The 25,973-nt window shown below is 71.9% G+C and carries 23 protein-coding genes; 17 read left to right on the forward strand and 6 right to left on the reverse strand.

What is annotated here, in order from left to right; genetic code table 11:
• The first annotated feature begins 123 nt into the window (after positions 1 to 123).
• Positions 124 to 1,638 carry a 3-hydroxyacyl-CoA dehydrogenase gene (locus QFZ74_RS15945; protein ID WP_307621467.1) on the forward strand — a complete coding sequence of 505 codons (1,515 nt, stop codon included), beginning with the start codon at positions 124 to 126 and terminating at the stop codon, positions 1,636 to 1,638.
• Positions 1,635 to 2,222 (forward strand): TetR/AcrR family transcriptional regulator, encoded by a 588-nt coding sequence (locus QFZ74_RS15950; RefSeq protein ID WP_307621468.1) that lies wholly within the window; start codon positions 1,635 to 1,637, stop codon positions 2,220 to 2,222. The genes QFZ74_RS15945 and QFZ74_RS15950 overlap by 4 nt, the downstream gene beginning before the upstream one ends.
• Before the next feature lie 42 nt (positions 2,223 to 2,264).
• On the opposite strand, the gene QFZ74_RS15955 is transcribed toward QFZ74_RS15950, so the two are convergent.
• Complete coding sequence (locus QFZ74_RS15955; RefSeq protein WP_373462484.1) at positions 2,265 to 2,750, reverse strand: Lrp/AsnC family transcriptional regulator; 486 nt, start codon at positions 2,748 to 2,750, stop codon at positions 2,265 to 2,267.
• A gap of 190 nt (positions 2,751 to 2,940) precedes the next feature.
• On the opposite strand from QFZ74_RS15955, the gene pdhA (QFZ74_RS15960) reads away from it, so the two are divergent.
• The 6 genes from pdhA (QFZ74_RS15960) to QFZ74_RS15985 all read left to right on the forward strand — a co-directional run bounded on the left by pdhA (QFZ74_RS15960) (position 2,941) and on the right by QFZ74_RS15985 (position 9,880).
• Complete coding sequence (pdhA, locus tag QFZ74_RS15960) at positions 2,941 to 4,077, forward strand: pyruvate dehydrogenase (acetyl-transferring) E1 component subunit alpha (RefSeq protein WP_307621470.1); 1,137 nt, start codon at positions 2,941 to 2,943, stop codon at positions 4,075 to 4,077.
• Positions 4,074 to 5,078, forward strand: a complete 1,005-nt coding sequence (locus QFZ74_RS15965; RefSeq protein ID WP_307621471.1) for an alpha-ketoacid dehydrogenase subunit beta — start codon at positions 4,074 to 4,076, stop codon at positions 5,076 to 5,078. Before pdhA (QFZ74_RS15960) ends, QFZ74_RS15965 begins: the two co-directional genes overlap by 4 nt.
• On the forward strand, positions 5,078 to 6,448 hold the full coding sequence (locus QFZ74_RS15970; protein ID WP_307621472.1) for a dihydrolipoamide acetyltransferase family protein: 1,371 nt from the start codon (positions 5,078 to 5,080) through the stop codon (positions 6,446 to 6,448). Before QFZ74_RS15965 ends, QFZ74_RS15970 begins: the two co-directional genes overlap by 1 nt.
• An 82-nt stretch (positions 6,449 to 6,530) precedes the next feature.
• A complete protein-coding gene (locus QFZ74_RS15975) occupies positions 6,531 to 7,430 on the forward strand; it encodes an NTP transferase domain-containing protein (protein ID WP_307621473.1) in 900 nt (299 codons plus the stop codon).
• Entirely contained in the window at positions 7,427 to 8,803 is a 1,377-nt protein-coding gene (locus QFZ74_RS15980; protein WP_307621474.1) for a molybdopterin molybdotransferase MoeA, read from the forward strand. The genes QFZ74_RS15975 and QFZ74_RS15980 overlap by 4 nt, the downstream gene beginning before the upstream one ends.
• 96 nt (positions 8,804 to 8,899) lie before the next feature.
• On the forward strand, positions 8,900 to 9,880 hold the full coding sequence (locus QFZ74_RS15985) for an NAD(P)H-quinone oxidoreductase (protein WP_307621475.1): 981 nt from the start codon (positions 8,900 to 8,902) through the stop codon (positions 9,878 to 9,880).
• A 131-nt stretch (positions 9,881 to 10,011) separates the two neighbouring features.
• On the opposite strand, the gene QFZ74_RS15990 is transcribed toward QFZ74_RS15985, so the two are convergent.
• Entirely contained in the window at positions 10,012 to 10,680 is a 669-nt protein-coding gene (locus QFZ74_RS15990; protein ID WP_307621476.1) for a hypothetical protein, read from the reverse strand.
• A gap of 191 nt (positions 10,681 to 10,871) precedes the next feature.
• Between QFZ74_RS15990 and QFZ74_RS15995 the strand changes: the two genes are divergently transcribed.
• From QFZ74_RS15995 to QFZ74_RS16015, 5 genes are all read left to right on the forward strand, one after another.
• The gene (locus QFZ74_RS15995) at positions 10,872 to 11,408 is read left to right on the forward strand and encodes a bacterial proteasome activator family protein (RefSeq protein ID WP_307621477.1); all 537 of its coding nucleotides are present in this window, start codon (positions 10,872 to 10,874) and stop codon (positions 11,406 to 11,408) included.
• 570 nt (positions 11,409 to 11,978) lie between these two features.
• Entirely contained in the window at positions 11,979 to 13,550 is a 1,572-nt protein-coding gene (locus QFZ74_RS16000) for a protein kinase (RefSeq protein WP_307621478.1), read from the forward strand.
• Between the two features lie 603 nt (positions 13,551 to 14,153).
• The gene (gene pdhA / locus QFZ74_RS16005; protein ID WP_307621479.1) at positions 14,154 to 15,350 is read left to right on the forward strand and encodes a pyruvate dehydrogenase (acetyl-transferring) E1 component subunit alpha; all 1,197 of its coding nucleotides are present in this window, start codon (positions 14,154 to 14,156) and stop codon (positions 15,348 to 15,350) included.
• A gap of 2 nt (positions 15,351 to 15,352) precedes the next feature.
• Positions 15,353 to 16,354, forward strand: a complete 1,002-nt coding sequence (locus QFZ74_RS16010) for an alpha-ketoacid dehydrogenase subunit beta (RefSeq protein WP_307621480.1) — start codon at positions 15,353 to 15,355, stop codon at positions 16,352 to 16,354.
• An 11-nt stretch (positions 16,355 to 16,365) separates the two neighbouring features.
• Positions 16,366 to 17,784 (forward strand): dihydrolipoamide acetyltransferase family protein, encoded by a 1,419-nt coding sequence (locus tag QFZ74_RS16015; protein ID WP_307621481.1) that lies wholly within the window; start codon positions 16,366 to 16,368, stop codon positions 17,782 to 17,784.
• Between the two features lie 124 nt (positions 17,785 to 17,908).
• Here the strand turns inward: QFZ74_RS16015 and QFZ74_RS16020 are convergent, their stop codons facing one another.
• Positions 17,909 to 18,805, reverse strand: coding sequence for a D-alanyl-D-alanine carboxypeptidase family protein (locus tag QFZ74_RS16020; protein ID WP_307621482.1), 897 nt, complete (start codon positions 18,803 to 18,805; stop codon positions 17,909 to 17,911).
• A gap of 317 nt (positions 18,806 to 19,122) precedes the next feature.
• Between QFZ74_RS16020 and QFZ74_RS16025 the strand changes: the two genes are divergently transcribed.
• Together QFZ74_RS16025 and QFZ74_RS16030 are read left to right on the forward strand one after the other, a co-directional pair.
• Positions 19,123 to 19,809 (forward strand): GntR family transcriptional regulator, encoded by a 687-nt coding sequence (locus QFZ74_RS16025; protein ID WP_307621483.1) that lies wholly within the window; start codon positions 19,123 to 19,125, stop codon positions 19,807 to 19,809.
• A 32-nt stretch (positions 19,810 to 19,841) separates the two neighbouring features.
• Positions 19,842 to 21,137 carry a nitrate/nitrite transporter gene (locus QFZ74_RS16030; protein WP_307621484.1) on the forward strand — a complete coding sequence of 432 codons (1,296 nt, stop codon included), beginning with the start codon at positions 19,842 to 19,844 and terminating at the stop codon, positions 21,135 to 21,137.
• A gap of 48 nt (positions 21,138 to 21,185) precedes the next feature.
• Here QFZ74_RS16030 and QFZ74_RS16035 read toward each other — a convergent pair whose 3' ends face one another.
• Positions 21,186 to 22,010 carry a maleylpyruvate isomerase family mycothiol-dependent enzyme gene (locus tag QFZ74_RS16035; protein WP_307621485.1) on the reverse strand — a complete coding sequence of 275 codons (825 nt, stop codon included), beginning with the start codon at positions 22,008 to 22,010 and terminating at the stop codon, positions 21,186 to 21,188.
• Positions 22,011 to 22,227: 217 nt separating this feature from the next.
• Between QFZ74_RS16035 and QFZ74_RS16040 the strand changes: the two genes are divergently transcribed.
• Positions 22,228 to 23,025, forward strand: coding sequence for a carbon-nitrogen family hydrolase (locus tag QFZ74_RS16040; protein WP_307621486.1), 798 nt, complete (start codon positions 22,228 to 22,230; stop codon positions 23,023 to 23,025).
• 48 nt (positions 23,026 to 23,073) lie between these two features.
• On the opposite strand, the gene QFZ74_RS16045 is transcribed toward QFZ74_RS16040, so the two are convergent.
• Positions 23,074 to 23,595 carry an LURP-one-related/scramblase family protein gene (locus QFZ74_RS16045; RefSeq protein ID WP_307621487.1) on the reverse strand — a complete coding sequence of 174 codons (522 nt, stop codon included), beginning with the start codon at positions 23,593 to 23,595 and terminating at the stop codon, positions 23,074 to 23,076.
• 126 nt (positions 23,596 to 23,721) lie between these two features.
• Here QFZ74_RS16045 and QFZ74_RS16050 point away from each other — a divergent pair, with 126 nt between their 5' ends.
• Positions 23,722 to 25,563: an NHL domain-containing thioredoxin family protein gene (locus QFZ74_RS16050; RefSeq protein ID WP_307621488.1), complete on the forward strand. Its 1,842-nt coding sequence runs from the start codon at positions 23,722 to 23,724 to the stop codon at positions 25,561 to 25,563.
• Here the strand turns inward: QFZ74_RS16050 and QFZ74_RS16055 are convergent.
• Entirely contained in the window at positions 25,551 to 25,811 is a 261-nt protein-coding gene (locus QFZ74_RS16055) for a DUF6458 family protein (protein WP_307621489.1), read from the reverse strand. The genes QFZ74_RS16050 and QFZ74_RS16055 overlap by 13 nt on opposite strands.
• Between the last annotated feature and the right edge of the window lie 162 nt (positions 25,812 to 25,973).

The raw sequence follows: 25,973 nt of genomic DNA on the forward strand, positions 1-25,973 counted from the left end.
GCTCATGACCTGGGCAGAAACATGGGCAGGAACGGCCAGTCAGAGTTAGAGTAACCGAACGATCGGTCGGTTCAAGGGGGTCCGCCGCATCTGTGGAAAACCCCGTGCGGGAGGATCGCGCCCATGACAGCACTCGACCTCAGCAGCCCCGTGGCCGTCGTCGGCACCGGCACCATGGGCCAGGGCATCGCCCAGGTCGCACTGGTCGCGGGCCATCCCGTGCGGCTGTACGACGACGTGCCCGGGCGGGCCCGGGAAGCGGCCGCGGCGATCGGCGCCCGCCTCGACCGGCTCGTCGAGAAGGACCGGCTCACCGGCGCCGACCGGGACGCGGCCCGCGCGCGCCTCGCGCCCGCCGAGAGCCTGGCCGAGCTCGCCGACTGCGCGCTGGTCGTCGAGGCGGTCCTGGAGCGGCTGGATGCCAAGCAGCAGCTTTTCCGCGAGCTGGAGGACGTCGTCGCCGACGACTGCCTGCTCGCCACCAACACCTCGTCCCTGTCGGTCACGGCCATCGGCGGCGCCCTGCGCAACGCCTCCCGCTTCGTGGGCCTGCACTTCTTCAACCCGGCCCCGCTGCTGCCGCTGGTCGAGGTCGTCTCCGGACACGCCACCGACGTCGCGTCGGCCACGCGCGCGTACGAGACCGCCCGCGCCTGGGGCAAGACGCCGGTCGCCTGCGCGGACACCCCCGGCTTCATCGTCAACCGCGTCGCGCGCCCCTTCTACGCCGAGGCCTTCGCTGTCCTCGAGGCCCAGGGCGCCGACCCGGCCACCATCGACGCCGTGCTGCGCGAGTGCGGCGGCTTCCGGATGGGCGCCTTCGAACTGACCGACCTCATCGGGCAGGACGTCAACGAGTCCGTCACGCACTCGGTGTGGCAGTCCTTCTTCCAGGACGTCCGCTTCACGCCCTCGCTGGCCCAGCGCCGCCTGGTCGAGTCCGGCCGGCTCGGCCGCAAGTCCGGACAGGGCTGGTACGACTACGGCGACGGCGCCGAGCGTCCCGAGCCGCACACCGCCGACAAGGCGCCCGCGCCCGCGTACGTCGTCGTCGAGGGCGACCTGGGGCCGGCCGGCGACCTGATCGGGCTGATCCGCGAGGCGGGCATCCAGGTCCGCCCCGAGGAGGAGGACAACGGCACCCGTATGGTGCTGCCCAGCGGCGGCCAGCTCGCCCTCGCCGACGGCCAGACCTCGATCGAGTTCCGCGACGTCGTCTACTTCGACCTCGCCCTCGACTACCGCAAGGCCACCCGGATCGCCCTGTCCGCCTCCCAGGACACCTCGCCGCAGACCCTCGCCGAGGCCACGGGCCTCTTCCAGGCGCTCGGCAAGGACGTCAGCGTCATCGGTGACGTCCCCGGCATGATCGTCGCCCGCACGGTCGCCCGGATCGTCGACCTGGCGCACGACGCCGTCGCCAAGGGCGTGGCCACCGAGGAGGACGTCGACACCGCGATGCGTCTGGGCGTCAACTACCCGCTCGGCCCGCTGGAATGGAGCCGCAGGCTGGGCCGCGGCTGGGCCTACGACCTCCTCGACGACCTCCACATGCGCGACCCCTCGGGCCGGTACGCGCCGTCGCTCGCGCTGTACCGCCACGCGTACGCCACCGACAAGCGGGAGGGCACGTCATGACCACCGCCAAGCGCGACACGTACACCCCCGAGACGCTGCTCTCCGTCGCTGTCCAGGTGTTCAACGAGCGCGGCTACGACGGCACCTCCATGGAGCATCTCTCCAAGGCGGCCGGGATCTCGAAGTCGTCGATCTACCACCACGTCGCCGGCAAGGAGGAGCTGCTGCGGCGCGCCGTGAGCCGGGCGCTGGACGGGCTCTTCGGGATCCTCGAGGAGGAGCACGCGCGCGTGGGGCGGTCCGTGGACCGCCTGCAGTACGTCGTGCGGCGCACGGTCGAGGTGCTCATATCCGAGCTGCCGTACGTGACCCTGCTGCTGCGGGTGCGTGGCAACACCGACACCGAGCGCTGGGCCCTGGAGCGGCGCCGCGACTTCGACCACCGGGTGGCCGCACTGCTGAAGGCGGCGGCCGCCGACGGGGACGTGCGCGACGACGTGGAGGTGCGGCTGGCGACCCGGCTCGTCTTCGGGATGATCAACTCCGTCGTGGAGTGGTACCGGCCCGACGGCCGGGGCGTGAGCGAGCGCGAGGTCGCGGACGCAGTGGTGCGCCTCGCCTTCTGCGGGCTGCGCAAGGAATGACGGCCGGCATCGGCCGGGGGTGAAGGGCGCCCGCGGCCGGCCTCAGGTGTCCGGATCCAGGTCCTCCTCCTCGAAGACCAGGAGCGTGCGCGTGCTGAGCACCTCCGGGATCGCCTGGATCCGGGTGAGGACCAGCTCGCGCAGCGCCCTGTTGTCCGGCGTGTGCACCAGGAGCAGTACGTCGAAGTCGCCGCCCACCAGCGCGATGTGGGAGGCGCCGGGCAGCTGACGCAGCTGCCCGCGCACCGTTCGCCAGGTGTTCTGCACGATCTTCAGGGTGATGTACGCCGACGTCCCCTGGCCCGCGCGCTCATGGTCGACCCGGGCCCCGAAGCCGCGGATGACGCCGTCCTCGATGAGGCGGTTGATGCGCGCGTAGGCGTTGGCGCGGGAGACGTGGACCCGCTCGGCGACCGACCGTATGGAGGCGCGGCCGTCCGCCTGGAGTATCTGGAGGATGTCCTGATCGATGGCGTCCAGCGGGCGCGGCGGCGGCAGGACGGCACTGTCTCCTGGGCCCGCGGCCATTTGTTCAGGTGCCATGTCCCCCCGCCTTCCTACCATGGACGTACTGCGTTCATTTCAGGCTGTGGAGAACCGATTGTCCACAGCCTCACGGGGCCTGTAGCCAAAATGTGCCGACGACCGAACAATCGGTAGGCGAGGCGGGTCACAGGCGACGCGCCTCCCGTAGCCACTCCCACGAGGAGGTGCCGTCATGACGGTCATGGAGCAGCGGGGCGGGTACCGGCCATCGCCGCCGCCCGCCTGGCAGCCCCGTACCGACCCCGCGCCGCTGCTGCCCGACGCGGAGCCGTACCGCGTCCTCGGCACGGAGGCGGCCGCCAAGGCCGGCTCCGAGCTGCTGCGGCTGCTGTACGCGCAGCTGGTGCGCGGCCGTCGGTACAACGCGCAGGCCACCGCCCTCACCAAGCAGGGCCGCCTCGCCGTCTACCCCTCCAGCACCGGCCAGGAGGCCTGTGAGGTCGCCGCCGCGCTGGCTCTCCAGGAGCGCGACTGGCTCTTCCCCAGCTACCGCGACACCCTCGCCGCCGTCGCCCGCGGGGTCGACCCCGTGGAGGCGCTCACGCTGCTGCGCGGCGACTGGCACACCGGCTACGACCCCTACGCGCACCGCGTGGCGCCCCTGAGCACCCCGCTCGCCACCCAGCTCCCGCACGCGGTCGGCCTCGCGCACGCCGCGCGCCTCAAGGGCGACGACGTGGTCGCGCTCGCCCTGGTCGGCGACGGCGGCACCAGCGAGGGCGACTTCCACGAGGCGCTGAACTTCGCCGCTGTCTGGCAGGCGCCGGTCGTCTTCCTGGTCCAGAACAACGGCTACGCGATCTCCGTCCCGCTCGCCAAGCAGACCGCCGCCCCCTCCCTGGCCCACAAGGCCGTCGGTTACGGCATGCCGGGCCGGCTGGTCGACGGCAACGATGCGGCGGCCGTGCACGAGGTGCTCAGCGCCGCCGTGGAGCACGCGCGCGCGGGCGGCGGTCCGACGCTCGTCGAGGCGGTGACGTACCGCGTGGACGCCCACACCAACGCCGACGACGCCACCCGCTACCGGGGCGACGGCGAGCTGGAGGCATGGCGCGAGCACGACCCGATCCAGCTGCTGGAGCGGGAGCTGACCGACCGCGGCCTCATCGACGAGGACGGCATCCAGGCCGCGCGCGACGACGCCGAGGCGATGGCCGCCGATCTGCGCGAGCGCATGAACCGCGATCCCGAACTCGACCCCATGGACCTGTTCTCCCACGTGTACGCCGAGCCGACCCCGCAACTGCGGGAGCAGCGCGCCCTGTTGCGGGCCGAGCTGGAGGCCGAGCAGGAAGGCGGTCACCGATGACCACCGTGGCCGTCAAGCCCGCCACCATGGCGCAGGCCCTCACGCGCGCGCTGCGCGACGCGATGGCCGACGACCCGGCCGTGCACGTCATGGGTGAGGACGTCGGCACGCTCGGCGGCGTCTTCCGGGTCACCGACGGGCTCGCCAAGGAGTTCGGCGAGGACCGCTGCACGGACACCCCGCTGGCCGAGGCGGGCATCCTCGGCACGGCCGTGGGCATGGCGATGTACGGGCTGCGCCCGGTCGTGGAGATGCAGTTCGACGCCTTCGCCTACCCGGCGTTCGAGCAGCTGATCAGCCATGTCTCCCGCATGCGCAACCGCACCCGCGGCGCGATGCCTCTGCCGATCACCATCCGTGTGCCCTACGGCGGCGGGATCGGCGGCGTCGAGCACCACAGCGACTCGTCCGAGGCGTACTACATGGCGACTCCGGGGCTCCATGTCGTCACGCCCGCGACGGTCGCCGACTCCTACGGGCTGCTGCGCGCCTCCATCGCCTCCGACGACCCGGTCGTCTTCCTCGAACCCAAGCGCCTGTACTGGTCGAAGGACACCTGGAACGCCGAGCACCCGACGGCCGTCGAGCCGATCGGCCGTGCGGTGGTGCGACGCTCCGGCCGCAGTGCCACGCTCATCACGTACGGGCCGTCGGTGCAGATCTGCCTCGAAGCCGCCGAGGCGGCCCAGGCGGAGGGCTGGGACCTCGAAGTCGTCGATCTGCGCTCCCTGGTGCCGTTCGACGACGAGACGGTCTGCGCCTCGGTACGCCGGACCGGGCGCGCGGTCGTCGTGCACGAGTCGGGCGGCTTCGGCGGACCGGGCGGCGAGATCGCGGCCCGCGTCACCGAGCGCTGCTTCCACCACCTGGAGGCGCCGGTGCTGCGTGTGGCCGGGTTCGACATCCCCTATCCGCCGCCGATGCTGGAGCGACACCATCTGCCCGGCGTCGACCGGATCCTGGACGCCGTCGCGCGTCTGCAGTGGGAGGCCGAGAGCTGATGGCACAGGTGCTGGAGTTCAAGCTCCCCGACCTCGGGGAGGGGCTCACCGAGGCGGAGATCGTCCGCTGGCTGGTGCAGGTCGGTGACGTGGTCGCCGTCGACCAGCCGGTCGTCGAGGTCGAGACGGCCAAGGCGATGGTCGAGGTCCCCTGCCCGTACGGCGGCGTGGTCACCGCCCGCTTCGGCGAGGAGGGCACGGAACTGCCCGTGGGCGCCCCGCTGTTGACGGTGGCCGTCGGCCAGGCGGCCGCCGAAGGCGAGACCGAGGGTTCGGGGAACGTACTGGTCGGATACGGCACGTCGGACGCGCCGGCGCGGCGCCGCCGGGTCCGCCCGACGCCGCTCGCGGCACCGGCGGCGAACGGGACGTCCGGGGCGGACACGATGCCCGCGCGGAACAACGCCTCCCGGGCGACCGGAGCGAGCGTGCCCACCGGGCCGGGCGGCGCTGCGACGGCGGTCGGCAACGCCCCCGCGCGCGTGGAGGCGATCCAGCACGACGGTCCCGTCCCCGTGATCTCCCCGCTCGTGCGCCGGCTCGCCCGTGAGAACGACGTGGACCTGCGCTGCCTCGCCGGATCGGGCCCCGACGGACTCATCCTGCGGGCGGACGTCGAGGGCGCGATGCGGGCCGGGACGACGGCCGCGACCGTCACGGCGGCGCCGTCCGCCGTGACCGCGGGACGCCGCATCCCGCTCAAGGGCGTCCGCGGTGCCGTCGCCGACAAGCTCTCCCGCAGCCGCCGCGAGATCCCGGACGCGACCTGCTGGGTGGACGCCGACGCGACCGAGCTGATGCGCGCGCGGGCGGCGATGAACGCGGCAGGCGGCCCGAAGGTGTCCCTGCTCGCGCTGCTCGCCCGGATCTGCACGGCCGCCCTCGCCCGGTACCCCGAGCTCAACTCCACCGTGGACACGGAGGCCCGCGAGGTCGTCCAGCTCGAGCACGTCCACCTCGGGTTCGCCGCGCAGACCGAGCGCGGCCTGGTCGTGCCCGTCGTACGCGACGCGCACGGCCGCGACGCCGAGGGACTGACGGCGGAGTTCGCGCGGCTCACCGAGGCCGCACGGTCCGGGACCCTGACCCCGGCGGAACTCACCGGCGGGACCTTCACGTTGAACAACTACGGAGTGTTCGGCGTCGACGGCTCCACCCCGATCATCAACCACCCCGAAGCGGCCATGCTCGGTGTCGGCCGCATCGTCCCCAAGCCCTGGGTGCACGAGGGCGAGCTGGCCGTGCGCCAGGTCGTCCAGCTCTCGCTCACCTTCGACCACCGGGTGTGCGACGGCGGCACCGCGGGAGGCTTCCTGCGGTACGTGGCGGACTGCGTGGAACAGCCGGCGGTGCTGCTGCGGACGCTGTGACAGGCGGCGGGGCGAGGCCGCTCCCGCCCCGGCTTCCGTAGCGGATGAGGGCAATGATCCCCACGGAGCCCATACTCGAAGGATGAGCTCCCACGCCCCCGCCACCCCGCAGACAACCGAGCCGTACGACGCCGTCGTGCTGGCCGGCGGTGCCGCCCGCCGGCTCGGCGGCGTCGACAAACCCGGCGTGCGGGTCGGCGGGCGCCCCCTGCTCGACCGGGTGCTCGCGGCGTGCGCCGACGCCCGCGCCACCGTCGTCGTGGCCGACCCCCGGCCAACCGCCCGTCCGGTGCGCTGGGCGCGCGAGGAGCCGTCCGGCGCCGGACCGGTCGCCGCGCTCGACGCCGGGCTGCGCCACACCACGGCCGAGTACGCCGTCGTACTCTCCGCCGACCTGCCGTTCCTCGACCACGCCACGGTGCGGCGGCTGCTGACCGCCCTGGCAGATACCGGCGCCGAGGCCGCGCTGCTCACCGACGCGGACGGCCGCGACCAGCCGCTGGTGGCCGCGTACCGGACGGCCGCGCTGCGCCGCGAACTGGCGAAGCTCGCCGGCGACTCCGGGGCGCTCACCGGACTGCCCCTGCGCCGGCTGACCGGGGCGCTCGCACTCACCCGCGTGCCGGACCCGCTCGCGTCCTTCGACTGCGACACCTGGGACGACATCGCCACCGCGCGGGCGCGCATCAGGGAGCATGGGTACGTGTTGGACGAATGGATCACCGCAGTCAAGGACGAGCTGGGTATCGACCTGGACGTCGACACCGGCCTCTTGCTCGACGTCGCACGCGACGTCGCCCACGGTGTGGCCCGGCCCGCCGCACCGCTGACCACCTTCCTCGTCGGCTACGCGGCCGGACAGGGCGAGGGCGGCCCCACGGCGGTCGCGGAGGCCGCCGGGAAGACCGGCGTGCTGGCGCAGCGCTGGGAGGAAAAGGACGACGCCGACGCGGAGTCCGCCACCCACCCGGACGCCGGATGAGCGCCTACGGCCCCGGGACCGGATCGGCCGCCGCAGGCGCCGAGGACCTCGACGTCGAGGAGGCACTCGCCCTCGTGAGGGATGCGAAGAAACCGATGGCACAGAAGGAGCCGATGGACCACCAGGCCGGCCGCGACCACGCGCCCGGTTCCGGAGGCGCGCACGCGCGGCACAAGGCCACCCCCTGGCCCGACGCGCGGGAGATCGCCGCACGGGCCGCCCGTTCCGGCGGACGCCGCGCCCCGGTCTCCGTGTCCCTCGATGACGCCCTCGGCCTGGTCCTCGCCGCGCCCCTCGACGCGCTCACGGACCTGCCCCCCTTCGATACGTCCGCGATGGACGGCTGGGCGGTCGGCGGACCCGGCCCCTGGGAGGTGCGCGACGAGGGCGTGCTGGCCGGGCATACCCGCCCCGAGTCACTGACGGACGGGGAGGCGCTGCGCATCGCGACCGGTGCCCGCGTCCCCGGCGGCACGACGGCCGTCCTGCGCAGCGAGCACGGCCGCGTCGACGGCCAGGGCCGCCTCCACCCGACCCGCGACATGCGCCACGGCCAGGACATCCGCCCGCGCGGCCAGGAGTGCCGTACCGGAGACCAACTGCTGCCCGTCGGCACCCTCGTGACCCCCGCCGTCCTGGGACTGGCCGCGGCCGCCGGATACGACACCCTCACGGCCGTCCCGCGTCCCCGCGCCGAAGTCCTCGTGCTCGGCGACGAGTTGCTCACCCAAGGCCTGCCGCACGACGGGCTGATCCGTGACGCCCTCGGTCCGATGCTGCCGTCCTGGCTGCGCGCGCTGGGCGCCGACGTCGTCGCGGTGCGGCGGCTCGGTGACGATGCCGAGGCCCTCTACAAGGCGATCACCTCGTCCGAGGCCGACCTCGTCATCACGACCGGAGGCACCGCGTCCGGGCCGGTCGACCATGTCCACCCCACGCTGGAGCGCATCGGCGCCGAACTCCTCGTCGACGGCGTCGAGGTGCGCCCCGGACACCCCATGCTGCTGGCCCGTCTGAAGAAGGACCAGCATCTCGTGGGCCTGCCCGGAAACCCGCTCGCGGCCGTCTCCGGCCTGTGCACGCTCGCCGAGCCCCTGCTGCGCACCCTGGCGGCCCGGCCGGCTCCCGAGCCGTACACCCTGCCGCTGCGGGACGAGGTGCACGGGCATCCGTACGACACCCGGCTCGCCCCGGTCGTGCTGCGCGGCGACCATGCTGTGCCGCTGCACTTCAACGGCCCGGCGATGCTGCGTGGCGTGGCCGCCGCGGACGCGCTCGCCGTCGTACCGCCGGGCGGTATCGGTCAGGGCCAGGAGGCGGAGCTGCTCGATCTGCCGTGGGCGGCCGCCGGGATCGGGGTGTGTTTCACGTGAAACCGAACCATGGCGCGTCGGCGGGTGCCGGTGCCGGCCCCGCCCCCGCGCGGGTCTCGGCCCCCGCCCGTACCGGCGGGGAGTAGCGTCGCCGTCATGCATGCGATCACGATTCCCGAACCTGGTGGGCCCGAGGTGCTGGAGTGGGGCGAGGTCCCCGATCCGGTGCCCGGCGAGGGCGAGGTACTTGTCGACGTGGTGGCCACCGCGGTCAACCGCGCCGACATCATGCAGCGGCAGGGCCACTACGACCCGCCGCCGGGCGCGTCGCCGTACCCGGGCCTGGAGTGCTCCGGCAGGATCGCCGCGCTCGGTCCCGGGGTCTCCGGCTGGGCGGTCGGCGACGAGGTGTGCGCACTGCTGGCGGGTGGTGGATACGCCGAGAAGGTCGTCGTCCCGGCCGGTCAGTTGCTGCCCGTGCCCAAGGGCGTCAGCCTGGTGCAGGCCGCGGCGCTGCCCGAGGTGGTGTGCACGGTCTGGTCGAACGTCTTCATGGTCGCCCATCTGCGCCCCGGCGAGACGCTGCTCGTGCACGGCGGCTCGAGTGGCATCGGCACGATGGCGATCCAGCTGGGCAAGGCGGTGGGCGCGCGGGTCGCCGTCACGGCGGGCACCCAGGAGAAGCTCGACTACTGCGCCGAGCTGGGCGCGGACATCCTGATCAACTACCGCGAGCAGGACTTCGTCACCGAGATCAAGCGGGCCACCGACGGTGCGGGTGCCGACGTCATCCTCGACAACATGGGCGCCAAGTACCTGGACCGCAATGTGCAGGCCCTGGCCGTCAACGGACGGCTCGCGATCATCGGGCTCCAGGGTGGCATCAAGGGGGAGCTGAACCTCGCCATGCTGCTTGGCAAGCGTGCCGCCATCAGCGCCACCTCGCTGCGGGCCCGGCCGCTCACCGAGAAGGCGGCCATCGTGGCGGCCGTACGCGAGCACGTGTGGCCGCTGCTCGAATCGGGCCACATCCGTCCGGTCGTCGACCGTGAGCTGCCGATGACGGAGGCGTCCGAGGCCCACCGCGTGCTGGAGGCCAGCGGTCACATCGGCAAGGTGCTGCTGATCGCGCCGTAGGGCCGGTCACGCGGATCACGCGGATCACGCGGATCAAGGGGACCACCGTCACGCCCGGCCGGACCTGCCACGCGCAGGACCGGACCGGGCGTTCGGCTTTCCCGTGGCTGCGCCTGGCGCACCCGCAGCGGTCAGCTCTTGCGCACCCGCAGACCGATGAACGCCAGCCCGAGGCCCAGGCCGATGAGGACCAGGCCGCTGCCCAGCGGCAGGATCCGCAGGGTCGGCTCCGTGGAGGCCTCGCCGTGGGTGAGGTCCCGGCCGGCGGGGTCCATCGAGGGCGACGACGGCGTCTGGGGCGCGGCGGACGCGGACGAGGCCGCGTCATCGTCATCGCCCGTGTCCCCGTTGCCGTCGTGCCGGTGGCCGTGGTCCCGGTGATCGCTGTGCTCCCGGGACGTGTCGTCGTCCTCGTCCTCCTCCCAGGGCGTCTCCGACCTGCCCGGCCGCTCCCGTCCCTCCCCCGCCTCGCTCCCCGCCCGGGACGGGGCGGCGGCCGAGGCGTGGGCAGAGGCGCCGTGCGGAGCGGCGGCAGGGGAGTCCGGGGCCCCGGGGAACTTTGAGGCGCCGGCGGTGACCTTCGACACGGCGGCGGAGGACCGCGCGGCGGCAGGCGAGGCCGGGCGCGATGGCGACGCCGGGGAGCCCGAGGGCGGCCCGGAACCGGGCGGCGCCGACGGAGCGCCGTACGAGACGGCGGCGCCGAAGGTCAGGAGACCTGCCGCGAGGACGGTCAGCAGTCCCGTCCCGCGCAGAGTGAGGCGCAGCCATGGAGTCGTGAAGCGCTGCCATGGAGTCACGTTGCCGACCCCTTCCCGGAGCCCACTGGCCAAGACCGACGCACACCACACTCACATCGGCTCACCAATCCGGCATTTCAGGTTCCCCCGACGGGCCGAACCGTGTGTTCGAAGACCGTCGCGCACGCAGGGGAACGGCGTCGGCCGGGGGCAGGACGAGGCGGGCTGTGCCGGTGCGGGACAATGGCGGCATGGAGATGCCGAGGAACGAAAGGTCGCCCGAGAATCCCCAGGTCCTGGTCGTCGGCCAGGACGGGATGGCGCTCGGCGGCGGCGGAGACGATGACTCCCGCGAGATCCCGGTGACGGAGCAGGTGGAGCAGCCCGCCAAGGTCATGCGCATCGGCAGCATGATCAAGCAGCTGCTGGAGGAGGTGCGCGCCGCTCCCCTCGACGAGGCGAGCCGGGCCCGTCTCAAGGAGATCCACCGCAGCTCCGTCAAGGAGCTGGAGGACGGTCTCGCCCCGGAGCTCGTCGAGGAGCTGGAGCGGCTCTCCCTCCCCTTCACGGACGGGACGACCCCGAGCGACGCCGAGCTGCGCATCGCGCAGGCCCAGCTCGTGGGGTGGCTGGAGGGGCTCTTCCACGGGATCCAGACGACCCTCTTCGCCCAGCAGATGGCCGCGCGGGCCCAGCTGGAGCAGATGCGCCGCGCGCTCCCCCCGGGCGTGAGCCTGGACGAGGGCGACGGCCAGCCGGGCGGTCGCTCGGGCGGTCCGTACCTGTAGGTGTCCGCACAGGGGGCAGTGGCCCCCGTATGACGACAGTGGTCCCCGTAAGACGTCCCCGTACGACAAGGAGTGGCCCGGCAGTCCGCTGCCGGGCCCTTCACATGTCCGGACGGGGTGTGGTTTCGGACGTTGGCGTGCGTGAGCTTGGACACGGCCCGGACACCACTGCGTAACGATCACGGGATGCCGTGTCCGGCCCACCGGGCATGCGGGGTCCGAACGCGGCCCGGCCACACGTTCTCACGTGTTCACCTGCTGGGTCCGGCGCTCTCGAAGATCGGATGTTTCTTTCCCACAAAGTCTTTCGCTGGGCCGTGACACGTCAAGTTCGGTGCCCGTTCCGTGGCCGTACGCGAAAGAAGTGGCGTGCCGACGCCACAGGAGCCGTACGACGGCTCCACAGAACTTGCACGTCGGGCTGTGCTCCGGGTTTCATGGCCGGTCCGTCCAGGGCCGGTTCTGGTACCGATCCCGGACCGGTGGCTTGCGCGGAGGCTGTAGCGTGGCCGACGGAGACCGTGACAACACCGCGCGCAGCACCGCGGGCAGAAACGACGGCGAGGACCGATGGCACAGACGCAGCGCGCCCAGGGCCCGTCCGACCCCGAGGCGGCTGGCGGCGGTATGTCAGAAACGCCGGAGTTGTGGGGTAACGGCGGGCTTGTCGGCGACGGCCGGTACCGGCTGACCCGGAAGCTCGGCCGAGGTGGCATGGCCGAGGTCTTCGCGGCCGAGGACGTACGGCTCGGCCGTACCGTCGCGGTCAAGCTGCTGCGCTCCGACCTGGCCGAGGACCCGGTCTCCAAGGCGCGCTTCACGCGCGAGGCCCAGTCGGTGGCCGGCCTCAATCACCACGCGATCGTCGCCGTGTACGACTCCGGTGAGGACAAGGTGAACGGCCAGTCGGTGCCGTACATCGTCATGGAGATCGTCGAGGGCCGCACCATCCGCGACCTGCTGATCGACGCCGAGGCGCCCGGGCCCGAGCAGGCCCTGATCATCGTCTCCGGTGTCCTGGAGGCGCTCGCGTACTCGCACCAGCACGGCATCGTGCACCGCGACATCAAGCCCGCCAACGTCATCATCACCGACAACGGCGCGGTCAAGGTCATGGACTTCGGCATCGCCCGCGCCCTGCACGGCGCGCAGTCGACCATGACGCAGACCGGCATGGTCATGGGCACGCCCCAGTACCTGTCCCCCGAGCAGGCGCTCGGCAAGGCCGTCGACCACCGCTCCGACCTGTACGCGACCGGCTGCCTGCTGTACGAACTCCTCGCGCTGCGGCCCCCGTTCACCGGTGAGACCCCGCTGTCGGTGGTCTACCAGCACGTCCAGGACACCCCGGTGCCGCCGTCGCGGGTCGCGGAGGCCGCGCCGCCGGAGCTCGACGGTCTGGTCATGCGCTCGCTGGCCAAGGAGCCGGACGACCGCTTCCAGACGGCCGAGGAGATGCGCGGCCTGATCCAGTACGCCCTGCAGATGCTGTACGACCAGGGCAGTCACACCGGCACCTGGAACACCGGCCCGGTCGACGGGCACGACGGCCGGCGCACCCCGCCGGGCGGCTTCGCGGGCACGAACGCCATGCAGCACCCCATGGGCGCCTCAGGCACCACCCAGATCCCGCAGCCGATCCTGCCCTCCGGGTACGGCGACGACGGCGGCTTCGAGGGGTACGGCAACAAGGGCAGCGGCCGCGGCAAGCTGTGGATCTTCGCCGCCCTCGCGCTGATCGCCGTCGTGGCGGGTGTGGCGCTGGCGCTGAACAACACCGGCAACGGCAAGCAGCACAAGGGTCCCGCCAAGCCGCCGGCCAGTTCGCAGTCCGCCAAGGACGAGACGGCCAGCGACAGTCCGACCGACGAGTCGACCGAGCAGAACACCGACACGTCCACCGAGGACACCACGGGCACGGGCGGCGGCTCCGACTACACCCAAGAGCCCTCCGACCCGGCGTACACCCCCTCCGAGACGGCGCCCAGCGAGCCGACCGACGAGCCGAGCGACCCGGTGACCACCGAGGCGCCGACGGATCCGGGGACCACGTCGCAGCCGGAGCCCACCGACCCGCCGACCGAGCCGACGGGCGGCACGGACACGGGCGGCTCGGGTCTCCCGGGCGTCACCGGCGGATGACGGACGCCGTCTGAGACACCCTTCACGCGCGCGTGAGAGCCACTTCGTGCTCCACGCGCGCGTGGCGTTTTCACACCCCTCACGGCTCACCGGCACGCGGCCGATGCTAGGGCACCCGGACAGGCCCGGTGAGCTGGGGGTTGTCGCTCACCGTCGCCGATAGTCGCTTTGGGTGACGATGTCGCCCAGGTCCCGTATCGCCGATGGCCGGATTCCGCACCGGCGGATATGGCGATTTCTCCGCTTTGGCGAACGAGGCCTGTCTCACACTCGACTCTTCCCGCGACCTGGGTGGTCGGGATAACGTGCCGTAGCTCCGGCCCCCTGCAAGGCTGTGACCAGGTACCTTCCCGCTCGCGTCGATTTGCTTGGATATCCAAGTAAAAACGCAGGTCAGGAGGGGTTTCGCAGAAATGTGGAGCACTGGGTAACGTGATTGCAGGGCGCTCACCGGGGCACCTGTCACGCCTGTTCCCGGCCGAGTGGCACCCCACCCCGTGCACGGATGTCGGAACAGGTGAGCCTCTCCCGAGCTCGACGAGACGGGGGAGGAACCCCAGGCCACCCGGCAACCCCGGGGGCCGGACCGACGGAGGAGCACACGTGACCGTGGAGAGCAGTGCCGCGCGCCAGCCGCGACGCAGCGCCGCAGGAAAAGCCGGCGCCACCGGCACCAAGCGCACGACCCGCACCACCGGCAAGAAGCGCACCGAACCCGAACTCGTCCAACTGCTGACGCCCGAGGGCGAGCACGTCGAGGACCCCGCGTACGCGGAGTACGCCGAGTACGTCGCCGGGATCACCCCCGAGGAACTCCGCGGCCTGTACCGCGACATGGTGCTCACCCGGCGCTTCGACGCCGAGGCCACCTCCCTCCAGCGCCAGGGCGAGCTGGGCCTGTGGGCCTCGCTGCTGGGCCAGGAGGCCGCCCAGATCGGTTCCGGCCGGGCCACCCGCGAGGACGACTACGTCTTCCCGACCTACCGCGAGCACGGCGTCGCCTGGTGCCGCGGCGTCGACCCGACCAACCTGCTCGGCATGTTCCGCGGCGTGAACAACGGCGGCTGGGACCCGAACGGCAACAACTTCCACCTCTACACGATCGTCATCGGCTCCCAGGCGCTGCACGCCACGGGCTACGCGATGGGCGTGGCCAAGGACGGCGCCGACTCTGCGGTCGTCGCCTACTTCGGCGACGGTGCCTCCAGCCAGGGCGACGTGGCCGAGGCGTTCACGTTCTCCGCGGTCTACAACGCCCCCGTCGTGTTCTTCTGCCAGAACAACCAGTGGGCGATCTCCGAGCCCACCGAGAAGCAGACCCGCGTCCCGCTCTACCAGCGCGCCCAGGGCTTCGGCTTCCCCGGCGTCCGCGTGGACGGCAACGACGTGCTGGCCTGCCTCGCGGTCACCAAGTGGGCGCTCGAGCGCGCCCGCCGCGGCGAGGGCCCCACGCTGGTCGAGGCGTACACCTACCGCATGGGTGCCCACACCACCTCCGACGACCCCACCCGCTACCGCCACGACGACGAGCGGGCCGCTTGGGAGGCGAAGGACCCGATCCTGCGCCTTCGCCGGTTCCTGGAGGCCTCAAACCACGCGGACGAGGGATTCTTCGCGGAACTCGAGACCGAGAGCGAAGCGTTGGGCAAACGAGTGCGCGAAGTGGTCCGCGCCATGCCGGACCCGGACGACTTCGCCATCTTCGAGAACGTGTACGCGGACGGGCATGCGCTCGTCGACGAGGAACGAGCCCAGTTCGCCGCCTACCAGGCGTCGTTCGCGGACTCTGAGGGGGTCTGATCATGGCAGCGGAGAGCAAGGCTGTGACGTCCAAGAACATGGCGCTGGCCAAGGCGATCAACGAGTCGCTGCGACGCGCCCTGGAATCGGACCCGAAGGTCCTCATCATGGGTGAGGACGTCGGCAAGCTCGGCGGCGTCTTCCGCGTCACCGACGGCCTGCAGAAGGACTTCGGCGACAGCCGCGTCATCGACACCCCGCTCGCCGAGTCGGGCATTGTCGGCACCGCGATCGGCATGGCCCTGCGCGGCTACCGCCCGGTGGTGGAGATCCAGTTCGACGGCTTCGTCTTCCCGGCGTACGACCAGATCGTCACGCAGCTCGCGAAGATGCACGCGCGCTCGCTCGGCAAGGTCAAGCTCCCCGTCGTCATCCGCATCCCCTACGGCGGCGGCATCGGCGCGGTCGAGCATCACTCCGAGTCCCCCGAGGCCCTGTTCGCGCACGTGGCGGGCCTGAAGATCGTCTCCCCGTCGAACGCGTCCGACGCGTACTGGATGATGCAGCAGGCCATCCTGAGCGACGACCCGGTGATCTACTTCGAGCCCAAGCGCCGCTACTGGGACAAGGGCGAGGTCAACACCGAGGCCATCCCCGACCCGCTGCACAAGGCGCGCGTGGTGCGCGAGGGCACCGACTTGACCCTCGTCGCGTACGGCCCGATGGTGAAGCTCTGCCAGGAGGTCGCCGACGCGGCCGCCGAGGAGGGCAAGTCGCTGGAGGTCCTCGACCTGCGCTCGGTCTCCCCGCTCGACTTCGACGCCGTCCAGGCCTCGGTCGAGAAGACCGGCCGCCTGGTCGTGGTGCACGAGGCGCCGGTGTTCTTCGGCTCGGGCGCGGAGATCGCCGCCCGGATCACGGAGCGCTGCTTCTATCACCTGGAGGCTCCGGTGCTGCGGGTGGGCGGCTACCACGCCCCGTACCCGCCGGCGCGGCTGGAGGAGTCCTACCTTCCGGACCTGGACCGCGTGCTCGACGCCGTCGACCGCTCGCTGGCGTACTGAGGAGAGGGGTCGTGACGACGATGACGGAAGCTTCCGTGCGCGAGTTCAAGATGCCCGACGTGGGCGAGGGACTCACCGAGGCCGAGATCCTCAAGTGGTACGTCCAGCCCGGTGACACGGTCACCGACGGCCAGGTGGTGTGCGAGGTCGAGACCGCCAAGGCGGCCGTCGAACTCCCCATCCCCTACGACGGCGTGGTCCGCGAGCTGCGCTTCCCCGAGGGCACCACGGTGGACGTGGGTACGTCCATCATCGCGGTGGACGTCTCGGGCGGCGCGGCCGTACCGGCGCCCGCCGAGGCGCAGCCGGCCGAGCAGGCCGCGCCGGAGGAGCCGAAGAAGGAGGGCCGCCAGCCCGTGCTGGTCGGCTACGGCGTGTCCACCTCCGCGACGAAGCGCCGCCCGCGCAAGACGGGCACCGCCGCTCCCGAGGCCGCCCAGGCGGTCCAGGCCGAGCTGAACGGCCACGGCTCGGCGCCCGCCGCTCCGGCCGCCGTGCCCGCGCCCGCCCCCGCGGCCGGTCAGCCCCGCCCGCTGGCCAAGCCGCCGGTGCGCAAGCTGGCCAAGGACCTCGGTGTCGACCTGGCGACGGTGACCCCCTCGGGCCCGGACGGCATCATCACGCGTGACGACGTGCACGCGGCGGTGGCTGCCCCGGCCGCCCCCGAACCGGTGGCCGCGGCGCCCACGGCTCCCGCGGTCCCGGCGCCGGTCGTGGCGTACGACGGAGCGCGCGAGACCCGGATCCCGGTCAAGGGCGTCCGCAAGGCGACCGCCCAGGCCATGATCGGCTCGGCGTTCACGGCGCCGCACGTCACGGAGTTCGTGACGGTGGACGTCACGCGCACGATGAAGCTGGTCGAGGAGCTCAAGCAGGACAAGGAGATGCAGGGGCTGCGGGTGAACCCGCTGCTGCTGATCGCCAAGGCCCTGCTGGTCGCCATCAAGCGCAACCCGGACGTCAACGCGTCCTGGGACGAGGCCAACCAGGAGATCGTGCTCAAGCACTACGTCAACCTGGGTATCGCGGCCGCCACCCCGCGCGGACTGATCGTCCCGAACATCAAGGACGCCCACGACAAGACGCTGCCGCAGCTGGCGGAGGCGCTCGGCGAGCTGGTGTCCACGGCGCGGGAGGGCAAGACCTCCCCCGCCGCGATGCAGGGCGGCACGGTCACCATCACCAACGTCGGCGTCTTCGGCGTCGACACCGGTACGCCGATCCTCAACCCCGGCGAGTCCGCGATCCTCGCGGTCGGCGCGATCAAGCTCCAGCCGTGGGTCCACAAGGGCAAGGTGAAGCCGCGTCAGGTCACCACGCTGGCCCTGAGCTTCGACCACCGCCTGGTGGACGGCGAGCTGGGCTCGAAGGTGCTCGCCGACGTGGCGGCGATCCTGGAGCAGCCGAAGCGGCTGATCACCTGGGCGTGAGCGCGCCACGCGTGGCCTGATGCCGAAGGGGCCTGCCGCATCGTGCGGCAGGCCCCTTCGCATACACGGTGACGTCAGCTCAGCGAGGCAGAGCCGTGGTGCAGGCCGTCGCTCAAGCCGTAGTTCACTTGGCGAAGCCGTAGTTCAGGAGCTTTGTCGCGTCGGTGGCGCGCTGCGAGACCGAGGAGGAGGCGAGAACGGTTCCGATGACCGTCTTGCCGTCGCGGGTCGCGGCGAAGACCAGGCAGTACTTGGCCTCGGGGCCCGAGCCGGTCTTCACACCGATGGTGCCGCTGTAGCTGCTCAGCAGCGTGTTCGTATTGGTCCACGCTCCCATCGTGCGGGTGCTGCCGGACGAGGTGATCGTCTTCGCCGTGTACGACTTGGTCTTGACGATCGTGCGGAACGTGGTGCTCTTCATCGCGCTGCTGGCGATCTTCGTCAGGTCGCGCGGCGTCGAGTAGTTGGAGCCGTGGCCGATGCCGTCGAACGAGTCGAAGTGCGTGTTCTTCAGGCCGAGGTTCACGGCGGCGGCGTTCATCTTGCTGATGAACGACTGCTGGCGGGCGGAACGGGTGGTGCCCGAGCCGAACTTGTCCGCGAGCACGTAGGCGGCGTCGCAGCCGGACGGCAGCATCAGGCCGTACAGCAGCTGACGGACGGTGACCTTATCGCCGACGATCAGATGCGCCGAGGAGGCGTTGTTGGCGACGATGTAGTCGCTCGCGCCCTTCGGGATCGTGACCTTGGTGTCCAGGTTCAGGTTCGGCTGCGCCAGCACCACCTTGGCGGTCATGATCTTCGTGGTGGAGCCGGTGGAGCGCCGGGTGTCCGCCGCCTTGGTGTACAGCGAGGTGCCGGTGGAGTTGTTCATGACGTAGCCGCCGGCGGCCACGATCGACGGAGTCGTCAAGGCCTGTGCGGGCGCCGCGGTGAGGGCTCCGGTCGCGAGCATCGCGCCGGACGTGATGGCGACGGCGGCGGCCTTGCGGAAGCGGCCGCTCTTCATGCCGCTCTTCATGCTGGTCTTCAAAAGAGGTACCCCGATTACGTTGAATGCCCCTGATGTGCGGCCGAGTTGGGGTGACGGGCGAGTAAGGCCGCACGTATGAGACACCCGGACGGCACAGAAGGTTGCGCGGAGTCCCGTGATTTTTCTGACGCCGTGGTGGTGTGAGCGCCCGCAGGGGCGTACGGGGGCGCGCAGGAGCGCGAAAAGCCCGTACGCACGGAAGGTGCGGCGACGGCAGCGGTGACGACGGCGGGGCGGATGGCGGCTCCGGTCCGCATCGTGGACCGGACCCCCTCATGCGTACGTGTTGTATCTATGATGTGCGCATGCCTTCAGCCCCACCTGTTCCGCCCCAGGCCGCCGCGAAGACGGCCGCGAAACAGGCCCCCGCCGCCGACCGCGTCTACACCCACGTCAAACAGGGCGTCCTGGACCGCCGTTACGAGGGCGGCACGCTCCTCACGGAGGGCGAACTGGCCGAGGCCGTCGGAGTCTCGCGCACCCCGGTGCGCGAGGCGCTGCTGCGGCTCGAGGTGGAGGGGCTGATCCGGCTCTACCCGAAGAAGGGCGCCCTGGTGCTGCCCGTCTCCGCGCAGGAGATCGCCGATGTCGTCGAGACCCGGCTCCTGGTGGAGGAGCACGCCGCGCGCAAGGCCGTCCCCGCGCCGCCGTCCCTGATCGCGCGCCTGGAGGAGCTGCTCGACCGGCAGAAGGAGCAGGCCGCCGCCGGGGACTTCGCCGGGGCCGCTGTCTCCGACCGCTGCTTCCACGCCGAGATCGTGCGCAGCGGCGGCAACGAGATCCTCTCGCGCCTCTACGACCAGCTCCGCGACCGCCAGTTGCGGATGGGCGTCGCCGTCATGCAGTCCCACCCCGACCGGATCGCCAAGACGCTCAGCGAACACGAGGAGATCCTCGACGCCCTGCGCTCGGGCGATCCGGAGGCGGCCGTCGCGGTCGTGCACCGCCACGTCAGCTGGGTCTCGAACCTGGCGCGGGGCGAGGTCCGATGAGCGGAACCGGTCTCCCCGGCGCCCCTTCCCCGATGCCCGGCGGGCCCCCCTCCCGGGACGCCCTCGGCGGCTCCCGAGCGGTCGCGGTCTGGGGCATCGGCGTCGCGGTCTACTTCGTCGCCGTCATCTTCCGTACGTCCCTGGGCGTCGCCGGCCTCGACGCGGTGGAACGTTTCCACGTGGGCGCCTCGGCCCTGTCGACGTTCTCGATCCTCCAACTGCTCGTCTACGCGGGCATGCAGATACCCGTGGGCCTGCTGGTCGACCGGCTCGGCACCAAGAAGGTGCTGGCGCTCGGGGCACTGCTCTTCACGGCCGGCCAGCTGGGCTTCGCGTTCTCCCCCACCTACGGCACCGCGCTCGCCTCGCGCGCGCTGCTCGGGTGCGGGGACGCGATGACGTTCATCAGCGTGCTGCGGCTCGGCACGCGCTGGTTCCCCGCGCGGCGCGGCCCGCTGATCGCGCAGCTCGCCAGCCTGGTCGGCATGGCGGGCAACCTGATCTCGACGCTGGTACTGGCCCGGTTGCTCAACAGCGTCGGCTGGACCGGGGCGTTCGCGGGCAGCGCGCTCGCCGGAGCGGTCGTCCTCGTGCTGGTCCTGCTCTTCCTGAAGGACCACCCCGAGGGGTCCGAGCCCGAGCCCTTCCCGCACCAGGGCGCCGCCTACGTGCGCCGGCAGATCGCCGCGGCCTGGCGCGAGCCGGGGACCCGGCTGGGCATGTGGGTGCACTTCACCACCCAGTTCCCGGCGATGGTGTTCCTGCTGCTGTGGGGCCTGCCGTATCTGGTCGAGGCGCAGGGCCTCAGCCGGGCCACGGCCGGCGAACTGCTGACCCTGGTGGTGCTGTCCCACATGGTGATCGGCCTCGTCTACGGCCAGATCCTCGCCCGGCACCACGCGGCGCGGCTGCCGCTGACGCTGGGCACGGTCGCGGCGACCGCCGTCGCCTGGGCGGCGCCCCTCGTCCACCCCGGGGACCACGCGCCGATGTGGCTGCTGGTGGCCATGTGCGTGGTACTGGGCGCGTGCGGCCCGGCGTCGATGATCGGCTTCGACTTCGCCCGCCCGGCCAACCCGCCCGAGCGGCAGGGCACGGCGGCCGGCATCACCAACATCGGCGGCTTCACCGCGTCGATGACCACGCTGTTCGCGATCGGTGTCCTGCTGGATGCCACCGGCGACAACTACCGGATCGCCTTCTCGGCAGTGTTCGTGCTCCAGGCCCTGGGCGTGAGCCAGATCCTGCGACTGGGCAGGCGCGCCGCGCGCCGGGAGCGGGAACGGCTGGTCGCCAGCCGGGTGGAGACGGTGCACGTTCCCGCGTAGGCAGGGCGCCGCGAGGCCCCGCTGAGAGGCCCCGATGCGGCGGCGCGGCTACGACGTGACCGCGAAGTGGCGCAGGATCGCCGCCGTCAGCTCCGGGTCGCCCTCCGCCTTCACCCGGTCCGCCACGCCCTCCGGCGTCACCCGGCCGCAGGCCAGGCGGACGTACGTCTCCCAGTCGAGGGTGAAGGAGGCCGCCGGGCCGAGGGCGGGGGCGGTCTCCAGGGTGCCGCGGCCCTGGATGTCGACGCGGATGGTGCGCAGGAACTCGATGGGGCCGTGCACGTCGAAGACGATGGCCGAACTGCGCGGCGCGTGCGCCTCGCCCGCGACCACGCGCGGCAGCTCGGCGAGCAGCACATCCCGGGCGACGTGCGCTCCCGGCGAGTCGAGGTTGCCGGGGCGGCCGAGGGAGGCGCGCAGGTCCTGCTCGTGCACCCACACGACGAAGGCGTGGTTGCGCATGGACTCCTCCAGCGTCGTCTCGACGCCCAGCGGGCCGCGCACCTTGGTGCCGGGGTCGCGGGACTCGTTGCGCAGCTGGCGGTTGCGGCGGATGACCGTGTACTCAAGCTCGGACGTCATCTCCGGCGCCGTGTGATGGCGGCGGACGTCGACCTGCATCTCCATGTAGCGCTGGTGGTCGTTCGTGACGTGGAACAGGTCGCGGGGCAGCGTGTGGATGGGGCGCGGGTCGCCGAGCATCTCGCAGTCCAGGCCGATGACGTGCGAGACGACGTCGCGCACGGACCAGCCCGGGCAGGGGGTCCGCTGGTTCCACTCGCCCTCCACAAGCGGCTGCACCAGCTCGGATATCGCTTCGATGGAGTGCGTCCAGGCATCGGCGTAGGGCTGGAGGGTGGGATGCAGACTCACGGAACGGGACCCCTCGGCGGTGGGAACTCGGGCAGGTTGTGGCGGCGGTGTCAGCGGGAGGCGGCTGCAGGGCGGTGGCTCGGGACGCCCCCACGCTCTCGGTTAGGCTCGAGCAAGGAGGACCCCCAAGTTACGCCGCTGCGGGGCAGCCCGGCAGTGCTTTCGTGTGACGATCGTAGGCCCGTGTGGACCGCTCGAATGCCAGGACGGTGGTAGTGTGCGCGCTTCGCTGATTCAGATCGCCGTAGACCCGGAGGAATCGGTCGAATCCCGTCGAGCGCGGGTGGCCTCGCTGGTGCGGGATCAGGCCGGCGCGGCCGATCTCGTGGTGCTCCCCGAACTGTGGACGACGGGCGCCTTCGCGTACGAGGAGTTCGGCCGGGAGGCCGAGCCGCTCGACGGTCCGACGTACGAGGCGATGGCGAAGGCCGCCGCGCACGCCGGGGTGTGGCTGCACGCCGGTTCCATCCCGGAGCGAGCCCCCGAAGGCCCCCTCTACAACACGTCTCTCATCTTCTCCCCCTCCGGCGAACTGGCCGCCGCCTACCGCAAGATCCACCGCTTCGGCTTCGACCAGGGCGAGGCCGTGCTGATGGGCGCCGGGCGTGACCTGGTGACGGTCCGGCTCCCCGAGACCACGCTCGGCGTGGCCACCTGCTACGACCTCCGTTTCCCCGAACTGTTCCGCTCCCTCGTCGACGCCGGCGCCGAGACCCTGGTGATCCCGGCGGGCTGGCCCGAACGCCGCCGCGCGCACTGGACGTTGCTGGCCCAGGCGCGGGCGGTCGAGAACCAGGCGTACGTCCTTGCTTGTGGAACGGCCGGGACGCATGCGGGAGTTCCACAGGCGGGTCACTCGATCGTGGTCGATCCCTGGGGCGAGGTGCTGGCCGAGGCGGGCCCCGGTGAGGAGATCCTCACCGTCGACTTCGATCCGGCGAAGGTCGCCGCGACCCGCGAGCAGTTCCCGGCGCTGAAGGACCGGATGCTCGGCCTGGCGCCCCCGAAGCGCTAGCGAGAGATCCGGCCCGGCCGTCCTCAGCCCCCGTCCCCCCCGGCCCTCTCAATCCCCGTCGCCCGCGTCCTCCCCGTGCTCCTTCTCCCGCTCCTTCTCGGCGAGATGGATCACGCACACCGTCACCGCGATCAGCAGCGCCGCGTCGGCGTCGTCCCGGACGACATCGAGCTCGTACGTCTCCCGGACGTGCAGCCGGCGCCGCGAGATCACGGCGAGCAGCTCACCGTCGTACTCGACGGCGAACTCGCGGTCGAGGATCTTGCCGCTGACGTCCAGCTCGCTGCCGTCCGCCAGGAACACCCGGTAGTGGTTGCGCAGCAGGGACAGCCGCTTGCGCCGGACGGTCGCCAGGGGGCCGCCGTCCCGCTCGATCACCATCGTGTCCCGCACGGCGATCATCTTCTGGTGGATGTCGATCAGGACCCGCCCGCGCGTGTCCTTCAGCTCGAAGGTGTCCCGCAGCCGCATGGCCTTGCCGTCGACGAGGAACACCTTGGTGCCGTGCTCGTCCTCGATCCAGTAGTCGTCACCGAAGCCGAGGAGCCGGTCGCGTACGAGGAATCTCATACCGTTACCGCTTCCCCGGGGACCGCCACGAAACGCGGCCGGTAGGCCGACGGGTCTACGAAAGGCCGCGGCGGCCCGGCCCCGGCCCCAGCGCTCCGCGCCGGCGTCAAGTGGCACCCTTGATCCATGAGCGACATATCCCCTGCCCCGGCTCCCCGACGCGCCCGGGTCCGTGCCCCCGAGCTGATCGGCAAGGGCGGCTGGCTGAACACCGGTGGTACCGAGTACAGCCTCGCCGACCTGCGTGGACGCATCGTCATCCTCGACTTCTGGACGTTCTGCTGCATCAACTGCCTGCACGTCCTCGACGAGCTGCGCGAGCTGGAGGAGAAGCACCGGGACACGGTCGTCGTGATCGGTGTGCACTCGCCGAAGTTCGTGCACGAGGCCGATCATCAGGCGGTCGTCGACGCGGTCGAGCGGTACGGCGTCGAGCACCCCGTGCTGGACGACCCCGAGTTGGCCACCTGGAAGCAGTACGCGGTGCGGGCGTGGCCGACGCTGGTCGTGATCGACCCCGAGGGGTACATCGTCGCCCAGCACGGCGGTGAGGGGCATGCTCACGCCATCGAGCGCCTCGTGGCGGAGCTGGAGGCCGAGCACGAGGCCAAGGGCACCCTGCGCCGGGGCGACGGGCCGTACGTGGCGCCGGAGCCCGAGCCGACCGCCCTGCGCTTTCCCGGCAAGGCCCTCGTTCTGCCCGGCGGGAACTTCCTGGTCAGCGACACCACCCGGCACCAGCTCGTCGAGCTCGCCGAGGACGGCGAGACCGTCGTGCGGCGTATCGGCTCCGGCGGTCGCGGGCTCGCCGACGGCGGCCCCGAGCAGGCGTCCTTCAACGAGCCGCAGGGACTCGCCCTCCTCGACGACACCTCCGTGGTCGTCGCCGACACCGTCAACCACGCCCTGCGCCGCCTCGATCTCGCCACCGGCGAGGTGACGACCCTCGCGGGCACCGGCCGGCAGTGGTGGCAGGGCTCGGCGACCGACGGCCCGGCCCGCGAGATCGACCTGTCCTCGCCGTGGGACGTGACCGTCTTCGGCGGCAAGGTCTGGATCGCCATGGCGGGCGTGCACCAGCTGTGGGCGTACGACCCCCAGGCGGGCATCGTCGGTGTCGCGGCCGGCACGACCAACGAGGGTCTCGTCGACGGACCCGGCGCCGAGGCCTGGTTCGCCCAGCCGTCCGGGCTCGCCGCCACCGCCGACCGGCTCTGGCTCGCCGACTCCGAGACGTCCGCGCTGCGCTGGGTGGACCTCGACGGTCACGTCCACACCGCCGTCGGCACCGGCCTGTTCGACTTCGGCCACCGTGACGGCGCCGCTGAACAGGCCCTGTTCCAGCACCCGTTGGGCGTCACCGCGCTCCCCGACGGCTCGGTCGCGGTCAGCGACACGTACAACCACGCGCTGCGCCGCTACGACCCCGCGACCGGCGAAGTCACCACACTGGCCACCGACTTGCGTGAGCCCAGCGACGCCGTACTCGTCGGCGACGACATCGTGGTCGTCGAGTCCGCTGGCCACCGCCTGACCCGGCTGCGCCTGCCCGAGGAGGCCGTGCGCGTCGAGTCCGTCGCCCACCGCACGCAGCGGGCGGCCACGGAAGTGGCCCCCGGCACGCTGCGGTTGGACGTCATCTTCCAGGCGCCGCCCGGCCAGAAGCTGGACCTGCGCTACGGCCCCTCCACCCGGCTGCTGGTCTCCTCGACCCCGCCCGAGCTGCTGTGCTCCGGCGAGGGCGCGGACACGGACCTCTCCCGCACCCTGGAGCTCAACCCGGAGCTGACCGAGGGCGTGCTGCACGTCTCCGCGATGGCCGCGTCCTGTGACGACGATCCGGCCAACGAGTACCCCGCCTGCCACGTCCACCAGCAGGACTGGGGCGTGCCGGTGCGGATCACCGAGGGCGGGGCCGCCCGGCTGCCGCTGGTCCTCGCGGGCATGGACGCCGCTCAGACGCCGTAACCGTCGCTGTATCCGTCGCCGCTGCGGTGGTGATGGTGGTGCCGTTCGTCCTCGACCACGGTCGTGGGCGGCGGCACCACCACGCGCCGGCGCCGGGCGATGCCGCTGAAGGTGGCGACACCGATCAGGCCGACGATCATCAGGATGACGCCCACCAGGTGGACGTTCACCCCTGGCATGTCCCAGTCGGTTGCGAACGCCAGAATGGCGCCTACGGCCATGAGCAGGATGCACCCGCCGAGCCCCATGAACTTCGCCTCCCCGTCCGGTAGTTCCGGTAGGTCCGGTGGTTCCGGTCGAGGTCGGGTACCCCCGGTCACGCGGGCTATGCGGGTCGCCGCCCGGACGGGGCCGGTGACCGGGAGGGCGAACTAGGGTCTGTCGTTTGGATCAGGCCGGCTGTGAGGTGC

The organism is Streptomyces sp. V3I7 (genome assembly GCF_030817495.1).
Taxonomy (GTDB): Bacteria; Actinomycetota; Actinomycetes; order Streptomycetales; family Streptomycetaceae; genus Streptomyces.

Bases quoted from the DNA above. Each gene is read 5' to 3' on its own strand.
- QFZ74_RS15945 (WP_307621467.1), top strand. From the start codon at position 124: ATGACAGCACTCGACCTCAGCAGCCCCGTGGCCGTCGTCGGCACCGGC.
- QFZ74_RS15950 (WP_307621468.1), top strand. From the start codon at position 1,635: ATGACCACCGCCAAGCGCGACACGTACACCCCCGAGACGCTGCTCTCC.
- QFZ74_RS15955 (WP_373462484.1), bottom strand. From the start codon at position 2,750: ATGGCCGCGGGCCCAGGAGACAGTGCCGTCCTGCCGCCGCCGCGCCCG.
- pdhA (WP_307621470.1), top strand. From the start codon at position 2,941: ATGACGGTCATGGAGCAGCGGGGCGGGTACCGGCCATCGCCGCCGCCC.
- QFZ74_RS15965 (WP_307621471.1), top strand. From the start codon at position 4,074: ATGACCACCGTGGCCGTCAAGCCCGCCACCATGGCGCAGGCCCTCACG.
- QFZ74_RS15970 (WP_307621472.1), top strand. From the start codon at position 5,078: ATGGCACAGGTGCTGGAGTTCAAGCTCCCCGACCTCGGGGAGGGGCTC.
- QFZ74_RS15975 (WP_307621473.1), top strand. From the start codon at position 6,531: ATGAGCTCCCACGCCCCCGCCACCCCGCAGACAACCGAGCCGTACGAC.
- QFZ74_RS15980 (WP_307621474.1), top strand. From the start codon at position 7,427: ATGAGCGCCTACGGCCCCGGGACCGGATCGGCCGCCGCAGGCGCCGAG.
- QFZ74_RS15985 (WP_307621475.1), top strand. From the start codon at position 8,900: ATGCATGCGATCACGATTCCCGAACCTGGTGGGCCCGAGGTGCTGGAG.
- QFZ74_RS15995 (WP_307621477.1), top strand. From the start codon at position 10,872: ATGGAGATGCCGAGGAACGAAAGGTCGCCCGAGAATCCCCAGGTCCTG.
- QFZ74_RS16000 (WP_307621478.1), top strand. From the start codon at position 11,979: ATGGCACAGACGCAGCGCGCCCAGGGCCCGTCCGACCCCGAGGCGGCT.
- QFZ74_RS16010 (WP_307621480.1), top strand. From the start codon at position 15,353: ATGGCAGCGGAGAGCAAGGCTGTGACGTCCAAGAACATGGCGCTGGCC.
- QFZ74_RS16020 (WP_307621482.1), bottom strand. From the start codon at position 18,805: ATGAAGAGCGGCATGAAGAGCGGCCGCTTCCGCAAGGCCGCCGCCGTC.
- QFZ74_RS16025 (WP_307621483.1), top strand. From the start codon at position 19,123: ATGCCTTCAGCCCCACCTGTTCCGCCCCAGGCCGCCGCGAAGACGGCC.
- QFZ74_RS16030 (WP_307621484.1), top strand. From the start codon at position 19,842: ATGCCCGGCGGGCCCCCCTCCCGGGACGCCCTCGGCGGCTCCCGAGCG.
- QFZ74_RS16045 (WP_307621487.1), bottom strand. From the start codon at position 23,595: ATGAGATTCCTCGTACGCGACCGGCTCCTCGGCTTCGGTGACGACTAC.
- QFZ74_RS16050 (WP_307621488.1), top strand. From the start codon at position 23,722: ATGAGCGACATATCCCCTGCCCCGGCTCCCCGACGCGCCCGGGTCCGT.
- QFZ74_RS16055 (WP_307621489.1), bottom strand. From the start codon at position 25,811: ATGGGGCTCGGCGGGTGCATCCTGCTCATGGCCGTAGGCGCCATTCTG.